Below are 19,799 nucleotides of genomic sequence, written 5' to 3'. Positions count from 1 at the left end.
TGGCGGAGAGAGCGTCTTTCGAATCCCTAGCCAACGCATTGAAAATATTTGTGTTTTTTAGTTCCCTGTTACTCAGTTTGTTACACAGCAACACAAGCCCGACGCTACGACCAGAAAGCGGCATCATATTGGAACTAAAGCGAGCCCGAGTGCTAGCCTAGGGCAGCGGAGTTACCGTTGAGCCTTTGCGACAAGCGATCGTGCCTGCCGACCGGGCCTGCGCATCCACGCAACAGCGCTGACGACATTGGCTATCCCACTTCTGAATTTCGGCGCACGTGCCCTAGGTCGTGGTGGGGATTTAACGGTTTAGGATTTCCCAGGTCGCGCAAATCAGATTCGAGACTGATTATTGCGATAAGTCAGTCTTGGTTGAAGGATAGGATCCTGACCGTTTGAGTGACGCGCAATGGGCGCGGTTAGCACTATTGATGCCCGGCGGCTGCAAGGGCAAGCTCGGCCCGCGCACCAACAACCGGCTGTTCATGGATGCGATTTTCTGGATGGCGCGCTCCGGAGCGCTGGCGCGACCTGCCGGAGTGGTTCGGCGACCACCGCACGGTGAAGCGTCGCTACTATGACTGGGTAGAGCGGGCGTCTTGCATGATCTCTTCCAGACGCTGAGCCATGACGGGATTTCGAATGGCTATGCGTGGATGCCACCGTCATCCGCGCCCATCAGAAGTTGAACCTACGGCTGGTTTTAATCCAGCGTCCACGACATGCGTATGACCGACTTTGGGTCGTCAGCGGAATGGCCGCTTGTCGGTATCTTCGTCCCGGAAAGGCAGTTTCGGCACACTGGCTCGGCTCGGCTTTGCCAATCGACAGTGAACATCCAACACACGTGCCACGCTGGATAAATGACGGCAGTGGCTAACGAAAAAAACTGGAAGCTTGAGGATGATTAGCCAGCTGCTCAGGACGATATGGTTCAGAAGCTTCAGGATTGGGCACCGCCTCAGCCGCTAGTCGTTCAAGAACCGTGGAGTGTAAACGAAACTCAGATTCTACGAGTCGCGGCTTACGCTTCCATTTCCTTTTGAAGTACCATTTATCGACCATCCAAATTTCATCGTGCTGTAGGCCAAATGCGTTTGGCGTGGTGACCAGAAGCTCGTCCCTAATGATTATCGATGGTATGCAATCTTTGAGCTCAGTCACCATCCAGTCCAGCGATATATCGCTCAGCCTAGATTCATCTTCTTGATAACTGCCACCGACATCACTGTGGCATCCAGCAAACCAAATCTGATCAAGCCATTTTGGCTTTTTGTCTTTATTCGCCTGAACTGCAGTTTGCGTCGCCCACCCCACCCTCGGGAAATCGGCCCGATTCTCATCAATGGATAAAGCGTGGCGCGCAAAACCCACCTTCGGTGATAGCCACATGTCATAGTGTTCCTTGCGCCAATAGGCGCGATGGACATTTCGGAGAGCTTTCTGCCAATTCAGAGGGTTCCAAAGTTTGAGCGGATGATCGGGATCCTCCTCGAAATATCGAATTTGTCCTCTAACTGTTAGGACGTAGCCAACCAAAGCGGCGCCGGTCAACAGGCCAAAAATCAGCAACAAAGCCCAGTGCCAGCCAAAGAACATGCTTGCGAGAAACAGCAAGGCTGCGCCCCAAAATGTTCCGCGGACCAATCCTGTCACTGCCGAATTCTGGAGAGCAGCAACCGTATCGAATACACCAACAAAGCTAGGTTCGACGTTTCCACGCAAGTTATCTGAACCGTCAGACGTAGTGCAGCCATAACTGACTCGGAACCTACGCCCCTTTTCCTCCCGTTGGGCAAAATAGGGTTGCTCAACCCGCGGCTTACCGGTTCCATGGCTGTAGACCGATTTGACGGCTTCTGTCGCAACTTGGCGCAGCTTCAGACCATGCCTTGGCATTGGCGAGCCATCCCGGAGCTGGGTCGGCACACCGCAAAGGTTCATCATATTTGCCAAGGCGCGAACGGTGTAGGCACCACGAGAAAAACCAATCAGGACGATGCGATCGCCTGGTTCATAGTAAGAAATGATCTTCGCATAGCAATCGATCATGTTGTCTTCGATGCCCGCGCCAACGGCAGTCTCCAGACCGCTCTTGATCTTCGATGGAGTAACGCCTTCGATCTCGCCGGCCCCCAAGCCAGGATCATAGTAGGCAACTTGATCGTGGTAGGAGATCGGCGATGATGGACCGGGCCTCATGGCCTGATACATCTTGTAGACGTTCGAAAGCCGCTGGTCGGGGCGAAGACCGCCAATTTGGCCCGTTCCGTCAGCAAAGATCAGAATGTTCTTGGCCATCGATTGTTTCGCTCTAATTGCCAGTTCTTCGTTGAAGAACTAGCGTCAATTCACATAGGACGCTAGACTAAGGCTTTGGAAGTCAACAGGGTATATTCGCGATATCGATTGCCAATTCTAACTGCCAGTGAGTTACGTGAGCTCTCGCGGTAAACGCCAGAATGACCACGCCCAAGGTTCGATATCCGGCCCGTCGAAGCCGCCTGTCAGGTTCGCGCCGAATCTTGGCCACAGAGGTGCCCGTTGCTCCTGCCTGAAAGCAGACATTGTCGTCGACCATTCTCGATATCATAGGTGCGCGAGAACGGGCATGACGAAGCTCGCGTTCGCGTCACACGGATGCTTGTGGTCGCGATTCGCAAGCGAATGGCCCTGAGTGGCCGCCGATCGCACGCTGCCCTATATGCGGAATTGTCCTCGCCCGAGTGCGTACAGTGTACGAGGCTACTTTGGTCGGTCAATCATGCTGGCGACGCGGAAACCCTCTTGATCGACGAAGCGACCGTATGTCCCTATCACCGGGAGAAGTACCTCATCCGCGTATCGACAGCCGGTCAATTCGATTGGGCGCTGCCCACCCTTGCGAGCCTCTTCGGGAGTATGCCCCATTCCACCGATCAAATGGCTTAGCATGAGCGTATAGCCCGGTTGCCATGCCGTCGCGCAACGGAACGTGCCCCGCAGGTGACTGAGGATTGCCATCCCCGCGTAGTCGAGATCGCCCCAGAAGAACGTTGGCACGTCGACGTAGGAAAATAGGTCGCGTTTGAACGGTGCGATCGAGGCCCACAGCGAAATTTCATCGTTCGCGTAAAACAGCCGCACACTTTGCGGCTTCCTTAAATTCTTGGACGAGCCGACGAAGCCGCTGCAAAAGATTATAGCCATGCCGGCATACGCAGACTCGCCCGCGTCCGAGTGGTCGATGTCGCGGATTGTCCGCTCGAACGAAGTTTTGTTTTCGATGAACAGCAGGCGGCCGTCGTAGGCTCCGGCAAAATAGACACTAAGATGGATCGGCTGGTCCGGATAGGGACATTCTTCCAAATCCAGCAACGCCGCCACAAGTTCGTGGCGAGCGTCTAGCACCTTCGAGAGTCCCCAAAAGGCCCTTGCGGAAATCTCGCGGAGTAGAGCGCCGGCGACCGGGTCATGCTCTTCCCGAATCGTCATCAGCCGCTCGAAAACTTCCTCGGCCGTCCGGTCGGCGATGACGATTGGCGACTTGCGGATGACGTCTTTGGCTTGCCCGCTCAACGCGCTGCCATCTGTCAGCCGCTGCCAGACAACACCGTAGCTTGGCCCCCGCCTCGGGCGGGCATAGGCGCTTCTTATACGGTCCTCGGCAAGCATGGAGATGACGAAGACCGGCTTTCGCTCGTGCGGGGGACCGTGACGGACTGTCTTTCCGAACTCAATCTGGCCCAAATTGTCCTCCTCCAGGGTTTTAAGGACATGCCAAGCAAGCTCGCGATCAGTATTTGTCTCTGCACTGCATATCTCCGGCGCGGTGTCGACATCAATCGGGATACGGACGGCGTTAGTTCGGTCTCCCGCGGACGCGCGATCGAGTCTGTCCAACGCCTTTTCGAAGATGCGGCGCGCGATCGGCTCAGCCAATGCAAGCTCGGGCGTCATTCCGCTGCCGCCGCCTCTGCAGCGCTCGCCGCGACTTGCGAGATCTCGAACTCAGCGGTCACCCGTTCGACCGTATTCCGACGGTGAGCCTCATAGATCTCGCGAACCCTTTCTTGATCGATGTCGACTTCGTCGATCCAGCTAAGACTCCGGGGCTCGGGTGATTTGGCGAAACTCACACGCTTGTCGAAGCTGTCGAGCAGTGCGGCCATGGACTTAGTTGGGGCAGCGCAGATGACCTGAAGTCTCATGTCCTCAGTCAAGAACCTCAGCACTCGTCGAGTCCGAGTTTCGTCCATTTTCTGGAACACCTCGTCGAGGATCATGGTCCGGAAATGGGCGGTCTTCTGCTGCCCGAACAGCTTGAACGCCGCGGCGAACACGGCAGCGCGGATGATGTAGTACGGGGTCTCTGCCTCACCGCCGGAACCTGTGCCCCAGGTCGACATCGACTTGTGCTCACCTCCCTTGGCGGAGCGATTGAAGTCGTAGCGCTTGTAGTTGCGGTGATCGGCGATGCGGCCGAGCTCCTTCATCGAGTATTCCGTATCATCGGAAAGAAGCAGCGTTCGCAGTTCCTCCAGGGTCGCCTTTTGCTCGTCGGTAAACCGCTCCCCCTCGGAAAACAGATCCGGCGCGCCCGTATTTGACGAAGCCTTTATGGCCCGCAAGAGGTCGAGATAGCTCGAATACTCATCCTTAACGGACTGAACCATCGTCACCCTGTCGCCTGAGAAACTTATCGACGACAGGGCCTGGTTGATTTGTTCATAGGTGTCGTCGCGTCCATCAACCTTATTGAGGATCCTGGCACAGAAGTTGGTTGTGAACGCTGTGGTGAACCGTTGCTCGGCCAGCTGTAGCTGACTGTGCTTCTCCACCAGGCCAGTGTCGCGTTGCAGCTGAAGCTGGCGGTGGACTTGACCCTCCATTAAGTGCAGCCATTCGCTCATGGCTCGACCGTTTCGGCTGGCACCTTCATAGTTCATCAGATGGAGTGTCACCTGCTGAAACGGGCGGGCGTCGCGGTTGTAATCGCGGATCATGCGGTCAATCTCGGATTTGCCGCCCAGGACGTCGCCCCGCCGATCCGCGCTGCGATCAACAAACGACTTCAGCGGGCGGCCGGATTCGATCTCCTCCCGGAAGCTCGCTTCGTAAAGTGGCCGTTTCAGTTCCGCCACGGTCTCGAGCACTTCGCGCCAATTTCGTTCGGTACGCAACATTTCGGGTTCGAACCTGTCGATTTCGGCATCCAGTTCTTCCGCCTTTCTCGCGGCCGCATCGGCATTGTTGCTGGCCGTGACCTGCTTTCCATACAGATCCATCTTCTCGCGATCGGCCTCTGATATCGCCGTCTCCTCGCTGGCGATTTTGAGTTCAAGTTCCCGGATGTCCGAGTCATCGAGCTGTTGGAGTTCGATGCGTAGGGACCTCATCGTCGTGCCTGCTTCAACCAGACGCTCGACATCCAGGGTCTGTAAGTCTTCCTCGTGCCTAACGCGTTGAAGCACACTGTCGGCTTCACGCACGCGGCTCGCACGCTCATCGAGCTCCGCGATCTCCCTGTCAGCCGCCCTGATCAGCTCTTCGAGCAGCTGGGCCTGCCGTCGGCGCACCTCTGCCCCGAATACCAGTTCGTCCTCGTTCAGGCTCCTGTTGCGGTACTGAAATGCGTGGACAGAGACGCCATCTCGCAAGAGTCCACTTCGCAACCCCATCAGTTCCAGTTCTGTCGCGACGCAGATCGAGCGACCGTATCGAGCTTTCAGAAAGCCCAATGCGACGTCGTCGTCGCTCTTTAGCTTCTCGACGAGCGACCCTCTCTGGACGTTAGCGGCTTCCTTTAAGGCCTCGCCAAGTTGCGCAACGGGTCTGGTTCGTCCACCTGGGATGTACCGCCTCAGCATCGAGATCACCCGGCTCTCGAAGTAGGGGTCGTAGATGATCGAGTAGCGGTCGCCGCCGATGAAACCCTCGATGGCGCCCTGCCAGGCCGGATCTCTCATCTCGATAACGTCACAGAGGATTCGCGGATTGCACTCCGGCAGAACGTCGAGAAGGTAGGAAAGGAAGCTTGTCGTCGCTGGCGGGTAAGGCACCCGCCCCAGACGCAATTGCCCCAGGCGAGCGCGCTTGACCTCCTGAGCGTCGTGGGTCTCCCTACGGGTGACCCTGAGCTGGTCCCTGGCGTCAGTGATCGTGGGCCATATTGCCGAGTTCTCCCCGAATTCGGATAGCCAGCCTGCACCTATGGCGCGGTCGAGGACGGGTATGGCCTCGCGCAGTCCCTGTCCTGGGTTCTCGCCGCCCAGACCGTCACGAGCGGCAAGGAAGTGTCCATTAAGCGCAGGAATATCGACCGCCGCTAGCCTCTCTTTTGCTTCCTCGAGCTTGGTGACGACGTCCGTAAGCGCCTCGATGCCACTCATGTTCCTTGACACTTCGATGACCGCATTTCGCATGGCAACGAGTTTCAGGCCTGCGCTTTTCAATCGATCGCCGAACTGCTCGATTTCGTGCTCGCCCAACGAGATCTTTGTCTCGAGCTCCACCCGAACCTTATAGACGCCACTCTCCCTCAATTTCTCCTGAAGCCGACGAAGGACTTCTTTCCTCGTGACAATCTGCCTCTCGATATCCGATATGCCGCCCTGAAATGCCTCGACCTCGCGTTTGGCCTCATCGATCTTTACGAGTTCGGCATTTCGCTTGGTAACGGCATCCCTATGCTGCCAGGCGGCCGCCAGATGGGCGAACATCCATTCCTCCACGAGGTCCTTGACCGTACTGCTGACTTCGTTTCGAAGCTCTTCGAGTCGCTCGACATTCTTGGCTAGCCGGTCGGCGTCCTGCCTCAGGTTGGCTATGTCCATGATCGTGGTCTTAAGCGTCTCAATCATTGCGGAGTTGTCGTCGGCCTCGAGGATCTCCTCCCTAATCAGGCCGTCCAGATCCTCTGGCGGTCGGTAGGCGATCGAGTTGACGAAGGCCCTCATACAGCTCTCAGCTTCTCGCCGATCGACGGGCGAGGTCAAACCCTTGAGCAACGCGTACAGCCTTGCGACGAATTCTCCTTTTGTGTTGAAGTCACGCACGCTGTCCTTGCCATAGGCCCGGCGCAATGCAAGCAAGAGGTCCTGGACGGGGACTATTCGCGGTTCGCTGCCAACGGTTTCCAAAAGATCCTGAGCGGAGACCTTGCAACCGAAGACGAGAAGACGAACCTCCTCGTGCACCCGGGCAACCACCTGGTCGCCAATTCTGTCAGGCCGCACTTCGGCGCCGATGATGGCGGTGAATGGCCGGGCAGGTCCCTCGTCGCTGTCGTCCGGCTCCCAAGAGATCGCGGCATAACCATGGGCGCCGAACTGCCGATGCGGCGGGCCGCTGTCGTCAAAGCCGAGGATGTAGCTGCCTAGGCTGCGCTTGGTCTTCTGTGCGACTGGGATTCCGTCTGGGCCGAGTTGTATCGGGCGAACCGCGTCTCGTTGCCTGTCATCACCGCGATCATCGCGTCGATGATCGATGACTTCCCTGAGCCCGACTCGCCGCCAAGCAATGTCACGCTTCCAATCCTAACGTCCCCGATGGGGAGGAGGCCCCAGTGGACAGTCGATACCTGCACCATCCTCATTATCCGACCTCCTGGAGGGGTTCGAGATCGGCAAGGTCGGCCATTTGCTCTGGATCGAGTATGCCTTCGTCAGCCTCCCGCATGGTCTCCAATGCGCGACCGACTGCTGACTCGTAAACGAGCGTGACGATCTCGGGGCGAATGCTGATGATGGCGTCCTCATCCTTGAGGTTGTCGATGTCGAAATCGGCGACACCGAGCTTTCTCAGCTTAAGGAAAACTGAGCGGCGGTTGGACTCGGTGGCGGGAAGGTCGCACCTGAAATGAACCTTCATCGCGGCCACGAACTCCGTGACGCGTACGACGACTCGGCCGCCAGCCTCGACCCGGCGCTCACCGACCTTCTCATCATGCAGGAGGCGCAGCGTCAGCAGTGCCGCGACGAAGTCCTTGACAATCGACCCCTTGAGCTCACGTCGGATCTCCATCTCTTCAGATGGATCGGGGATCCCGTCCTCCCGGTTGCCGAATGGCAGCAGCCGGTAGTGGTTGGTGGATTTGTCATGATGTAGCGTGGCGCCGTACATGAAGAACAGCACGTCCTCGAGCTCTGCCTGTGCCCGCTGAGCGATGTGATAAAGCGTACGGTGCCGCACGCCGTCGTCGCGCGACAGGAACCCCCGGCTTATCAGCAAGGCATTGATCGCCTGGAAGTCGTCCAGTCGCACGTTCTTCTGCTCGAGCCTTGCCTTGATACCCTCCACTATGCTCGCTCCGAAATCTTGTGGTCCGCGGCCAGGAACACCCCGTTCGATCGTAGTTCGCGGGATCGGCTAATGCTTAGAGAGGATTCGCCGCCGCCACTTCGGATCGCCTCCACAGCCGAGAGCGCCGCAAGGAGTTGTCGTGCATCGGCAACCGGCAATGACAGCAGTGAAGTAGAGCCGCCGGCTAGGTCAACGGCTCGCGCGATCCGGTCGAGCACTTCACCCGAAGAGATCGCAAAGGCTTCTGTCAGAGCTTGGTTGAGGAGGGCCTGCAATCGGTCCTGGGGGCTCGGCTCGTGCATGACAATGGTTGTCGGTGTGCGGTGACGTGGCGCCGACTCGGCCAGTTTGATGTCGTTCGGGTCCGTCACGTCCGCGCGCAGGGGCAAAAGATGCCAGGCAAGTTCTCTAGCGAGCCTATCTCGCTCGGCATCGCCGGCAGATCCGGAAATTCCAGCGAACCGAACAATGGGGTCGTCGGACCGCGAGGCGCTCAGCTTGATGAGCCTTCCAATCAGGACGGCATACTTGGTCGAGAACTCACCAACCGAGCGATGCAGTTCCTCGTGCTTGATATCGCGGGTCGACTCCACGATGCGGCGGATACGCTGCAACATCCATCTGTGTAGCGGCTCACCCTTGGCCTCGTCTTCGAGCGCCGGGTTCTCGTCGGCAATGAGCCGATCGGTCGCCGCTAGCTGCTTGGGGTCCAGGTTCTCGATCTGATTGGCGAAATCGATGATATCGGAGGCGTGGTTATAGATGTTGTCACTGTCGAAGTATCGTGCAGCTCGTTTTTCGAAGTCCCGCACACCCTGCAGATACCCTTCGACGGCTTCTCGTGAACTCGCGAACTGGTGCGCCATGATCCGCCGCTGATGATCGGCAAATAGGTCCGCTATCTGGGTGACATCGTCAAAGATACTGGCTGCATACTCATAGGCGTCGACAAGGAATGCTTGGTTGCCGTTGGCGACAAACGACTCCAGTGCCGCCTTGCAGGACCGAACACCGCGCTGGCGAGCCAAGGACGTCTTGCGCCTAGTCTCTGAGAACATCTTGGCAACGCGTTTGCCGTGCGGGGTGAAGCGCCAAAGCACCTTGAGGTGCGCGGCATCATTGTAATCCTCTAGAACTCCGTGATCGCGAAGACGCTTGCGCACCCGGTCCGCATATTCCCGGTCATTGTCCAGATCATCGAGGTCAGCATCCCTATCTCCATCTCGGAAGATGAGTTCCTTGTTGGTGCTCAGCGTGCCGACGATGATATCGTTGAGCCGGTGACGGTCCAGCACTATGTCATAGTCGGCGTTAACCCCAAGTGTTCTCTCATAGAGTTCGGTGACCACCTCAAAGAAGATGGCACGGTGCCGACCCGTGAAGGGCCTAAACAAATCGGCCCCCGTCGACGACAGGAAATGCTCTGGCATGCGCGAATCGGCCCCCCGATTTCAGCTGCGCGACAATAAAACACCGATGGTAGCTTCAACGCCTGCGTCTTGCCAACAGTTATAATGCGAACGCCAGTTACTTAGTTAACTGGCCGACTGAACCCTTCCACACGCGAATAACCCCTGATAGAGCAGGATTGCGACAAAAATCGCTTGTGGAAATGAGCTTGGTTACTCCGCAGTGATTGCGATAATCTCGTCTTCGGGGGAGTTTGCTATGCACATCCAGGCACTTCGAATTCGGAATTTTCGCCGACTCAAGAACGCTCGCATCGACCTTGAACAAGGCATTTCAATTTTCGTTGGCGCGAACAACAGCGGCAAGACGTCGGCGGCTCACGCGATCGGCCTGTTCCTTGGCGACGATACTGATGGTCTGACTGTGAACGATTTCAGTGTGGACACGTGGGTGCAAATGGATGCCTTCGGCGACGAACAGCCCGACGCTGAGATGCCCACGATCTCCATGGACGTGTGGTTTACAGTCGGCCAGAACGATCTCTATAGAGTCCTGCAACTGCTTCCAAGCGTCAACTGGCAAGGATCGGTGGTTGGCGTCCGAATTGAATACGCCGCCAATGATCCGGCAGGCCTGCTAGAACGATTTAAGGAACGGCGAAAGGCCGCGCTCGAGGCCGTGCAGCTTGGCCAGGCCGCCGGGGAGGCTGCATTCGATCCATCTCCGAGAAATATGCACGAGTTCCTGTCGACGAACATCAAACGCGAATTCGGGCTGCGCTACTTCGTGCTCGACCGAAGCCGGTTCGATGACAACTTTGAGCCTATCGGCGAGGTCGTACCGCAACCATTCGAGCGAGAGCAGGGTCGGCAGGGCAAGGATGTGCTGGCCTCCCTCATCAAGGTCGACATGCTCTATGCTCAACGGCACCTGTCGGACACGGCTGGTGGAGCTCGTGCAGAAGACCTGACCAAACGGATCAGCCGCATCTACGCAACCGGAGCGAGCGAGCGCGGAAATCATCCCGAGGCCCTGTTGGCGCTGATGGATGCCGAACGGGCCTTCAATAAGCACCTCAAGGACATCTTCGATCCCTTTCTGGAACAGGTCGGACAGATGGGCTACCCGGGAGTCGCCAACCCCCGCCTGTTGATCAAGTCGTCCCTCAATCCGGCGGCGGTCCTGCAGGCCGCGGACGGCGCCCAGGTGCATTATGCAATCACCGAGGCGGCTGGCGACGTGCAGGTGACCCTCCCGGACCGCTACAATGGCTTGGGCTACAAGAACCTCATCTACATGGTGATCGAGCTCTTTGACCTCCACTCGAAATGGCTCAAGATCGAGGACAGGAGACCGTTGCTGCACCTCGTCTTCATTGAGGAGCCGGAGGCCCATCTCCACATCCAGTTGCAGCAGGTCTTCATTCGCAAGGTCCTCGAGATTGTGACAGTAGAAGGAGAAGATGCGGAATTCGCGACGAGTCAGGTGGTTGTGACGACGCACTCCTCGCACATCGTTTACGAACGCGGCTTTATCCCCGTTCGCTACTTCCGGCGCTCCGGCGATGGGGTCGGGCAACAATCGGAGGTACTGAACCTCTCTCAGTATTATCAACAGCTCGAACCGCCCCTGGACGAGTTCTTGGTTCGCTACATGAAGCTAACTCATTGCGACCTGTTTTTCGCCGACGCTGCTGTCCTGGTAGAGGGTAACGTTGAGCGGCTCCTACTGCCGGAAATGATCGCCATCGCGGCGCCTCGCCTTAAATCCACTTATCTGAGCGTCCTCGAAGTCGGTGGCGCTTACGCCCATATCTTCCGCCGGCTAATCGAGTTCATTGGCATCACTGTACTGGTGATCACCGACATCGACAGCGTTTTCGGCCCGGTGGAAAATGCGGAGGCCGGCGCTGGTCCATCTGATGAGACGGTCGCGGTGCCAGGGGATGACGACGAAGACGAGGCGGCTGGACCCAAACCTGGCCAAGCCTGCGTCGTCGCCACGCCCGGCGCCGTCACCTCGAACCAGACGCTCATCGAGTGGCTCCCGGCCAAGCGCAACATCGCGGACTTGCTGGAAGCCACATCCGAACAGCGAACGCAGAACGATGCGAATGTCCGGATCGTATATCAAAACTCGGTCGAACTCACGTCGAATGGCGAGACCAAGGCCGTTGTGGGACGGACCCTTGAGGAGGCATTTGCCCTTGAGAATCTCGCTTGGTGCCAAGCTGTAGAACGGAAAGCCTTGAATCTGCGATTTAAGGCACACGCCGGCCAGACGGTCGACCAGATCGTCGAGCGGGTCCACAAACGCGTCACTTCCTCGAACTTCAAGAAGACCAGCTTCGCTTTGGGGCTGCTGCAGCAGGAACAGGACGGATGGACGGTGCCGCGCTACATTCGGGAGGGGCTCGAATGGCTCGAGGAGGTGGCAACTCCGCTTCCGCCAGCACCTGGACCCGACCCGGTGTTGGTCGTTCAGTTCGGCGCTGATGTTGAAGTGGTCGGCGAAGGAGCACAGGCAGCACTAGAAGAGGGCAAAGCAAATTGACAATCCGCGTCAATCAGCCAGACACCCCAGCCGACGAACAACTGCGCCAGTGCCTCGATAAGGTACCGACGAACAGCTTCATCATGAAGGCGGGCGCCGGATCCGGAAAGACGACGTCCCTGGTTAAGGCGCTCGCGCGCCTGGCGAGGCTTCGCGGCCCTCGTCTTCGTCAGAAGGGTCAGCAGATCGCCTGCATCACCTACACGGAAGTTGCGGTGGGAGAGATCTGGGGTGATGTCGGCAATGCGCCGCTCTTTCATGTCTCGACCATCCACAGTTTCCTATGGAACATCATCCGGCCCTTCACCAACGACATTCGCGAATGGATCCGCGGCCGTATCAACGAGAAGATCGATGATGCCAAGGAGAGGCTGGTGAAGCCCAGAACTCAGGCGGCGACAAAGCTAAGGCTCGAGGCGGACCTGGTCCGCTACGACCAACAGCTCGAGACCATAAAGACCATCAAACAGTTCACCTACGGCATCGGCAGCAACTATTCAGATGGCGTACTCGGACATGACGACGTACTTAGGATCGGCCCAGCACTGATAAACGCGAGTGGCCTGATGCGTCGGCTCGTCGCAGACCGCTTCCCGTACCTGTTCGTCGACGAGAGTCAGGACACTGATCCGAAGGTTGTCGAGGCTTTTCGAAACATCGCCGTCGAGCATGCCGGCCGGTTCTGCCTCGGCTTCTTTGGCGACCCCATGCAGAAGATTTACCTTGTGGGCGTCGGCGAAATTGAAAAGGAGGACGGTTGGGAGCCTATCACCAAGCCCGAGAACTTCCGTTGTCCGCGCCTCGTCCTGGACGTCGTCAACAGGATCAGGGCCAAAGGAGACGGCCTTGAGCAGACTCGCGGCAAGATGGTTGAAGCGGACGGCGAACTCGTCTCAGTGCCAGGGACAGCGAGGATCTTCATCCTACCGGCCGACAATGCCCGCAGCGACAACCTGAACCGTGTCCGCCAATGGCTCAGTAGGCAAAATGGCGACCAGAAATGGCTCGACCACTCCATTGAGGGAGTCAAGGTCATGGTTCTCGTTCACCGCATGGCAGCACAGAACATGGGTTTCCCCGACATCTATGCCGCACTTAATGATCATGGCTCAAGCAGCCTGAAGGACGGTTTGCTGGATGGATCCGCATGGGTGCTGCGCCCCTTCATGCAGTATGTCATGCCGATCGTGAGAGCGATAAAGACCGGCGGGGATTTCGCCGCCATGAGATTGCTACGCACCACGGCACCAGCGCTGCAGGCGGACAAACTCAAGCCCGACGCCACCCGTCAGATTCTCGACAAGCTGAAAGCCGATCTCGACGATCTTGTTGCGCTGTTTGACGATCCAAACACAACGACCCGCGATGTTCTGACGCTGCTCCTCAATCGAAACCTCTATCAGATCGACGAACGCCTCAAGTCTCGCCTAGAAGGCCTGCCTCCAGCCGCACCCGCCGACGAGGGAGCGGACGACGACGCAGCAGTGATCGCCTTCTTCGCCTGTCAGGCGAGCCAGATGTGGAACTACGAGAACTACGTGCTAAGGCAGTCGCCCTTCGATACCCACCAAGGCGTCAAGGGCGCCGAGTTCGATCGGGTCCTCGTGGTGCTCGACGATGAGGAAGCTAAATACAGTCTATTCTCTTACGGGAAATTCTTCGGCATCACGCCGCTGTCTGACACTGACAAGGCCAATATCGCCGAAGGCAAGGACTCCGTTCTCGATCGCACGACGCGTCTGTTCTACGTATGTTGCTCCCGAGCCGTCAAAGACCTAACAGTCGTCTTCTATGTCCCGGAGGACGAGGTTGCAGCAGCGGCGGAGAAGGCCAAAGAGTTCTTTCGGGCACAGGACATTTTCACTGTGGCTGAACTGCGTTAGCCCAGATCTAAGCTGCGCCTATCGCTTGATGCGGTTTGCCGATGACCGCTACCTGACGATCGATGGCTCGAAGCTGCCAGTCGGCTTTCGGCCCCAAGTAGGACATTGCGCGCGGACGCGGAAGGGATTGGCTCTGGCATAAAGCCGACATTCGTTAGGTCCGCCAGTCAGTCATGGCCTGCAACTTCAGGATTTAGGCTCGACGCCTGCCTTGTCACAAACAGCTATCGACAGCCCATATGTTGCGGCTGATGCCGACTTCGCTACGTCACGCTGAGGTATACCCCCATGATAAACGGCTACTCCCATAGCCGCTAGCGGTCCTTAATGTCGCCCCACGGGCTAGCCCTATGTCGACTCCACCACTCTTGATGGCTTCCGTGGAGCAGGAATGGCTCCCAGTCTGCAGGGGAGAACTTGCCTTCCTCGGGTTGAAGAGCAAAACGGTCGCTGTCTAAAACCTGCGGCAACACCCATTCGAAGAAGACCGGGCGATACCTTGGGCGCATTTAAAGGCCCACCCTTCACGTTCACCTTCTCAATCCGTGACAGGTCTCGCGATAGACCATTGGCCGCGCAGAACGCTCAAACCGAGGCCGATAAGCCTCCCTACATGGCCTGTCCGATCAGACAGTTGACACGGTCAGAGGTGGATCAATCGCCGGCGATAGGTGGCAGTATCGCTTACGGCACAGGTCCTGTGTACACCTGACATTGGCCATAGCTGCAATCCGATTGAAGAAAACAAATCATCCAGTGGTCGCCTATCCTGCGTAATGTAGTAGGTGGGAGACCACATCCATTTGCTCTTGCCGCCAACATTTGGAACACATCGTTGAAGGCCAGAATTTCTGCCTTTGCCGCCACCACAGGGTCCATAGCGTCTCCAGATGGTGTGACCATTTTCGACGCCGCCTTGGACGTTTTGGCCATCCCGCCAAGTCTGGATGCAGCTTGACTCTTGACCCCCGCCTCCGGTGGGGCGCCTTTCTTCTTGCTCAATGCCGCCTTCTGCGGTGTTGTTCGTTTGCGAGGCCTTGCTTCACTGCCCGGCGGTTTCTTGGTCAAAAAACCCTCCCCAATTGTTCGTTTCGCCCTGTTACTGTGGAAGCGCAGCCTTAAATCCACTTGAGACGCCACTCGCGAGCTGCGATGCAAAATGAGCCTGCTCGGCGATTGCGATGAGTGATTTCCCGCCTTGAGCCTTGTCCAACGGACCGAAGGTGATCACGAGGTCTTGAGTACGGTCTCTGCTCGTGTTGAACAAAGAGCCTGACGGATTGATTGTAGCCCGCACCAACCGCCAGCTCGGGGTAATGTTGCCGCTTGAGACGATTTGGAACGTAATCTGGTGAGAGAGCACGTTGGGCTTGCCGGCAGCGGGTGCCCTCGCTTGACCAAGTGCGACCGTGTTTATTCTCGACGTGAGGATGCTAGCGATCTTGAGATCGTTCTTGACAAGCAGCGAGCCTTGGCGCTCTTCACCACTCGCGTCACACTCCTCCCCCTTTCGCAGATACAGTTCCTTCACAGTGTAGAAGAAGTTCATCTTCTCGGTCCTGGTGGCCTGAGATGACAATGAACCTCCTGCAGCGACGTTGAGGACTGAGGAAGCGGGCGATGGTGGCATTAAGTTGACACTAGGGCTCAGCGTCGATTTCTCGACGACAGTCAATGTCAACAACAACTGCGCTCCCCAATTGTCCAAGAAATCCGAGTAAGTCTTTCCTTTGTTGGCGTGGGCGGACGCGATGTCATCGTTTACTGCCGTGGTGACGGCGTGACGCAGTTCGCATCGGATGCTGCGCACGATCGCTTGCACCATCAGTTCGCCCTGAACGTCCGTGGCATAGGGCCAGTCTCGCAACTGTGGGACAACGGTACCACATCCAGCAAGCGAGGATGTGAGTAGGACCAGGAAAGCCCGTTCTAGCCAATTCATTCGAACCCCCCAATTGTCACCGACGCGGTCCGCCGACATGTCATTCATGAGCCAAGAAACACTATCTTGCCGCTCAGAAGCCTGAGCAAACGGACCGCAGCATTTTGCGGTCCAGGTCAGCGCTTCAGCGGCAGACAAGTGCTAGCCGAGATTCCATGTGGCGATCTTCAACGGTCTCGCATGTGCTGCGAGGGTTCCGAACCATGTTCAATAGCTATGCATCGGCATCTGTCAGGTTTAAACTTAAAGCCCTTTGTTGCAGCGCCACATAGATAGCCGTGGATTCATCATGACGCCACCCGTTGCACATTGCAATCCATCTAGAATAAGAAATGTCTTCTGACATCGCGGAACTTCTTAGAGATCGATGTCTAGCCTTAGTCGCCACCGACAGCAAAAAATGCCTATTCGAAACACATCAAAGCCTTGCCAGGCTCAATGTCGCTCCTTGTCGAAAAATATCGGAGATGCATTTCGTTCCAGATGCTAGTTCGACTGAGTGAGTTAGCGCTCGGCAATGTCGGGCCACGATCGCCCGAACTCGGCTCACTGCTTCCCGTGCGGGTCGTGGACAATCATTGCATCAACAATCCTATATTGGCGCATCCGGATGACGACGGTTTCCTCTCGCCCACGCGAGGCGACACTTTGCTCTGATTGGCGGGCGTCACATGACAGTATAACTGCATCTGCCCCTGAATTGGTGACAGATGTTCTCAAAACATAGAGGTTAGATCTGGCTATTTGTGACAGCTCCGTTCGAGGTTTAACCCAACAAATACAAATCGCTATGGACATTCACGACCAGAAGAAAATTTGCGCCGCACACCTTGTTTGGTCGGCCGCTTTGCGCAGCATATCAGTCGCATGCTAGTGCTTTTGGTCTGACGGGCGACTCTTACAACTCCGAATAGAAGCTGGTTGTTCTTGCCATTTTCGTTGCATATTTTGCCGTTTGGTGCATAGTTGTTGTGGGCGGAGAGGTTTTCATGATCGTCACCGGTGCGATTTCGCTGGGAGTGGCCTGCGGCTGGTTAACCAGTCTGCTGGCACACAGCGCTGTGCATTGGGTGCGACCAGCGAACTTCCTATTTGTGTTGACGGGCTGCCTATGCCTTTTGATGCCGGACGCCGCGCTCGAGTTGACGGGTGGGGCCCTGGGCGGAGTTTACACTGCAATGCTGTTTCGGTGGGCGGTGGCGAAACGCGTTTAAGCTAAGCAAGAAAATGGTGGGGAGAAAGAAATGGCGGATTTTCTACCTACGTTGCCGAATGCAGGCGCGCTGGCTTTCGGCGCCGTCATCGGCTGGCTTGTCTACTACATCAACCGCTATCGTAAGGCGGACGTCCAGTTCAGTGATGTGACGACAATTATTGGAATTGTCGGCGGCGCCGGCGTGACTTCACTGTTTGGCTCCGACGTTGCATCACAGAAACAGGCGATGTTCGGGGCGTATGGCATAGGTCTGTTCCTCGGCTTTTTCGCCTATTTCATCGCATTGGTGATCATGGTCCGGGGGTCAGGCGGTGAATTCAGCATCACTTGGTTTCTGGACGGTCGACGTAAAGATCCAACGACCGGTATCGGCTATCCAGCAGAGCCGCCAGCCCCGGGCAACAGGCCATTTATAGAACTTGCGGAACAAGTCGAACAAATCAGAATGCGGCAAAATAACCTGATCGATGCTCAGCCGGCCTCGATCAAGTCCAAAATCGTATAGCGCTGGTGCGATACGATGCCGGAATCGACACCCATATCGAGTTTCCTGCGAATTGGCCGCAGGCATATACTGGTAGTGGGCTCAGCCTGCGCGCTTTCGGCGCTTTTCCCCGGCCGCGCGCCGGCACAAGCCAAGCGTCTGCCAGATTTCCCGTTTTCGGTATCCATCGAGGATGTCCCGTTGGTCTTCGCCATACGCACCGCAGTGGAGCGATCGGCCGCGGGTCCCATCAATGTCGTCACCACAATCGCACTTTCGGACCTGATCTCGAAAATCGATACCTTGATCAACGCCGTTTGGGACGATCTGGGCGGAAGGCTCCGCCACAACGGTACACTGTTATCGATCGAAGGCGATCGTATGCGAGCAAAAGTCCACTTCCGCGTGCGCCCAGGTGGCGTGCCAAGTTCGAATGGAAGCGTCGTCGCTTACTTCAGTCTTAGCGTCGCGAACAATGAGGTTGGAGCGACAGGTATGGTAACCGAGCTGAATATCTCCAACGATGTTACACGCAACGTAGCCAAGGCGCTCAATCTCGACGACAAGCTCAAAGGCAAGCTCAATGAGGTGCTTTCCAAAGCGCTGTCGGCACCGAAGATGAAGTTCGCCCTACCACCTCTGGCCCAGGCACTCGGAGTGACTCTGGAAGGTGCGACCTTTGGGATCGTCGAGGGCCAGCCAGCTTTAACTGCAACCGGGACGCTGCCTACGGCGGCCGCGTCGCTGCTTGGCCTGTAGGCGCATGAGAAAGGGAGAAGCGTGATGAGCGGAAAGATCGAATGGGTGGTGCTGCGCGTGCCGAAGTCCAAGGGCGACGATACCGCGCCGATCGCGGCAGGACCGAAAGCGGGGCCGTTGGCGGGCATGCGCGCGGCGCCGCGCGGACCCGGACGCGGGCTCAACGCGGAGACGCTGGCCAACGCGAAAACCGAAGTCGACGAGTTGACGATCGAGAAAGCGAGAAAGATTGCGACCGACCCGACCGTGGCGGTGGCCGTGCCGAAGATGCCGTTCGTTCTGGTCAAGCCGATGGGCAAAAAGGTCGTCAGCAAGGCCAAGGCCGGGACCATAGCCTGGGGGGTTGAGGACGTCGGCGCTACTACGAGCCCATTCGATGGCCGCGGAATTACGGTCGCAGTTCTGGACACGGGCATCGACAAGACCCATCTGGCGTTCGCGGGCGTGAATCTGATGCTCAGGAATTTCACGGCGGAGAGCGCTGAGGACACGAACGGCCACGGAACGCATTGCGCGGGAACTATCTTCGGGCGCGATGTCGATGGCACCCGCATCGGCGTAGCGCGCGGAGTCGATCGCGCATTGATCGGCAAGGTACTTGGCGAGGGGGGCGGCTCGTCCGAACAGATCTTCAACGCGATCCTCTGGGCCAAGTCGGAGGGCGCCCATGTCATCTCTATGTCGCTTGGCATGGACTTCGTCGGCTATTGCGAGTACCTGATCGGGCAGGGTTACAAGCGCCCGAAAGCCATCTCGATCGCGTTGAGCGGCTACCAGCAGAACACACGGGTATTCGACCAGCTCTCCGATGCACTCGTACCCACCGACGACGGCATTGTAGGGGGAAGTGTGTTGGTCGCGGCCGCGGGCAATGAAAGTAGCCGGCCAGATTATACGGTTGTCGTAGCACCACCCGCCTCGGGCCAGCGCTTTTTGTCGGTTGCCGCGCTAGAAAAAAAGGGAGCCGTATACGGCATCGCGTCTTTCTCCAACGAACAACCTGCCATTGCCGCACCCGGCGTCTCTGTCATATCGGCCAAGCTGGGCGGCGGGCTCGTCGCCTTCAACGGCACCAGCATGGCCGCGCCGCATGTTGCGGGGGTCGCCGCGCTGTGGGCGCAGAATTTGAAGGATCAAGGGGGCAGCGTGTCGGCTCGCCGCATCATCGGCGATATTCTGGAACATGCGAAAGTCGTTCCCCCGCTGACCCGCTTGGAAGTCGGCGAGGGCCGGGTCCAGGCGCCGCAGTAGTCGGTCCGATCATGCTGA

Annotated in this window: 14 protein-coding genes and 1 pseudogene; 7 read left to right on the top strand and 8 right to left on the bottom strand. The window is 57.4% G+C overall.

The window, feature by feature from the left end; genetic code table 11:
• Positions 1–431: 431 nt before the first annotated feature.
• Positions 432–682, top strand: a pseudogene (locus DH08_RS36335) (transposase); the annotation flags it as partial.
• A gap of 194 nt (positions 683–876) precedes the next feature.
• Here DH08_RS36335 and DH08_RS16575 read toward each other — a convergent pair.
• The 6 genes from DH08_RS16575 to DH08_RS16550 all read right to left on the bottom strand — a co-directional run bounded on the left by DH08_RS16575 (position 877) and on the right by DH08_RS16550 (position 9,713).
• Positions 877–2,301: a phospholipase effector Tle1 domain-containing protein gene (locus tag DH08_RS16575; protein ID WP_192180321.1), complete on the bottom strand. Its 1,425-nt coding sequence runs from the start codon at positions 2,299–2,301 to the stop codon at positions 877–879.
• A gap of 444 nt (positions 2,302–2,745) precedes the next feature.
• Positions 2,746–3,939: a Wadjet anti-phage system protein JetD domain-containing protein gene (locus tag DH08_RS35835; RefSeq protein WP_210328766.1), complete on the bottom strand. Its 1,194-nt coding sequence runs from the start codon at positions 3,937–3,939 to the stop codon at positions 2,746–2,748.
• On the bottom strand, positions 3,936–7,178 hold the full coding sequence (locus DH08_RS37135; protein ID WP_192180320.1) for an SbcC/MukB-like Walker B domain-containing protein: 3,243 nt from the start codon (positions 7,176–7,178) through the stop codon (positions 3,936–3,938). The genes DH08_RS35835 and DH08_RS37135 overlap by 4 nt, the downstream gene beginning before the upstream one ends.
• A gap of 179 nt (positions 7,179–7,357) precedes the next feature.
• Positions 7,358–7,570: an ATP-binding protein gene (locus DH08_RS37420; RefSeq protein WP_428338470.1), complete on the bottom strand. Its 213-nt coding sequence runs from the start codon at positions 7,568–7,570 to the stop codon at positions 7,358–7,360.
• Positions 7,571–7,575: 5 nt separating this feature from the next.
• Positions 7,576–8,280 (bottom strand): DUF4194 domain-containing protein, encoded by a 705-nt coding sequence (locus tag DH08_RS16555; RefSeq protein ID WP_192180318.1) that lies wholly within the window; start codon positions 8,278–8,280, stop codon positions 7,576–7,578.
• Positions 8,280–9,713, bottom strand: coding sequence for a Wadjet anti-phage system protein JetA family protein (locus DH08_RS16550; RefSeq protein ID WP_192180317.1), 1,434 nt, complete (start codon positions 9,711–9,713; stop codon positions 8,280–8,282). Before DH08_RS16550 ends, DH08_RS16555 begins: the two co-directional genes overlap by 1 nt.
• 238 nt (positions 9,714–9,951) lie before the next feature.
• Here DH08_RS16550 and DH08_RS16545 point away from each other — a divergent pair, with 238 nt between their 5' ends.
• Together DH08_RS16545 and DH08_RS16540 are read left to right on the top strand one after the other, a co-directional pair.
• Complete coding sequence (locus DH08_RS16545; protein WP_192180316.1) at positions 9,952–12,246, top strand: ATP-dependent nuclease; 2,295 nt, start codon at positions 9,952–9,954, stop codon at positions 12,244–12,246.
• On the top strand, positions 12,243–14,129 hold the full coding sequence (locus DH08_RS16540) for a UvrD-helicase domain-containing protein (protein ID WP_192180315.1): 1,887 nt from the start codon (positions 12,243–12,245) through the stop codon (positions 14,127–14,129). The genes DH08_RS16545 and DH08_RS16540 overlap by 4 nt, the downstream gene beginning before the upstream one ends.
• 684 nt (positions 14,130–14,813) lie before the next feature.
• Here the strand turns inward: DH08_RS16540 and DH08_RS16535 are convergent.
• Positions 14,814–15,197: a hypothetical protein gene (locus DH08_RS16535; RefSeq protein ID WP_192180314.1), complete on the bottom strand. Its 384-nt coding sequence runs from the start codon at positions 15,195–15,197 to the stop codon at positions 14,814–14,816.
• Positions 15,198–15,228: 31 nt separating this feature from the next.
• On the bottom strand, positions 15,229–15,954 hold the full coding sequence (locus DH08_RS16530) for a hypothetical protein (RefSeq protein WP_246800882.1): 726 nt from the start codon (positions 15,952–15,954) through the stop codon (positions 15,229–15,231).
• 1,106 nt (positions 15,955–17,060) lie between these two features.
• Here DH08_RS16530 and DH08_RS16525 point away from each other — a divergent pair.
• From DH08_RS16525 to DH08_RS16510, 4 genes are read left to right on the top strand one after another with little or no spacing between them, the layout of a single operon-like run.
• A complete protein-coding gene (locus tag DH08_RS16525) occupies positions 17,061–17,285 on the top strand; it encodes a hypothetical protein (protein ID WP_192180313.1) in 225 nt (74 codons plus the stop codon).
• Between the two features lie 30 nt (positions 17,286–17,315).
• On the top strand, positions 17,316–17,792 hold the full coding sequence (locus tag DH08_RS16520; protein WP_192180312.1) for a hypothetical protein: 477 nt from the start codon (positions 17,316–17,318) through the stop codon (positions 17,790–17,792).
• Positions 17,793–17,807: 15 nt separating this feature from the next.
• Positions 17,808–18,530: a hypothetical protein gene (locus DH08_RS16515; protein ID WP_192180311.1), complete on the top strand. Its 723-nt coding sequence runs from the start codon at positions 17,808–17,810 to the stop codon at positions 18,528–18,530.
• A gap of 24 nt (positions 18,531–18,554) precedes the next feature.
• Entirely contained in the window at positions 18,555–19,781 is a 1,227-nt protein-coding gene (locus tag DH08_RS16510; RefSeq protein WP_210328765.1) for a S8 family peptidase, read from the top strand.
• Positions 19,782–19,799 lie beyond the last annotated feature (18 nt).

This window comes from Mesorhizobium amorphae (assembly GCF_014843845.1).
GTDB classification, from domain to species: Bacteria; Pseudomonadota; Alphaproteobacteria; order Rhizobiales; family Rhizobiaceae; genus Mesorhizobium; species Mesorhizobium amorphae_A.
Note: the sequence above shows the minus strand (reverse complement) of the source record. Positions and strands in the feature narration are given on the sequence as shown.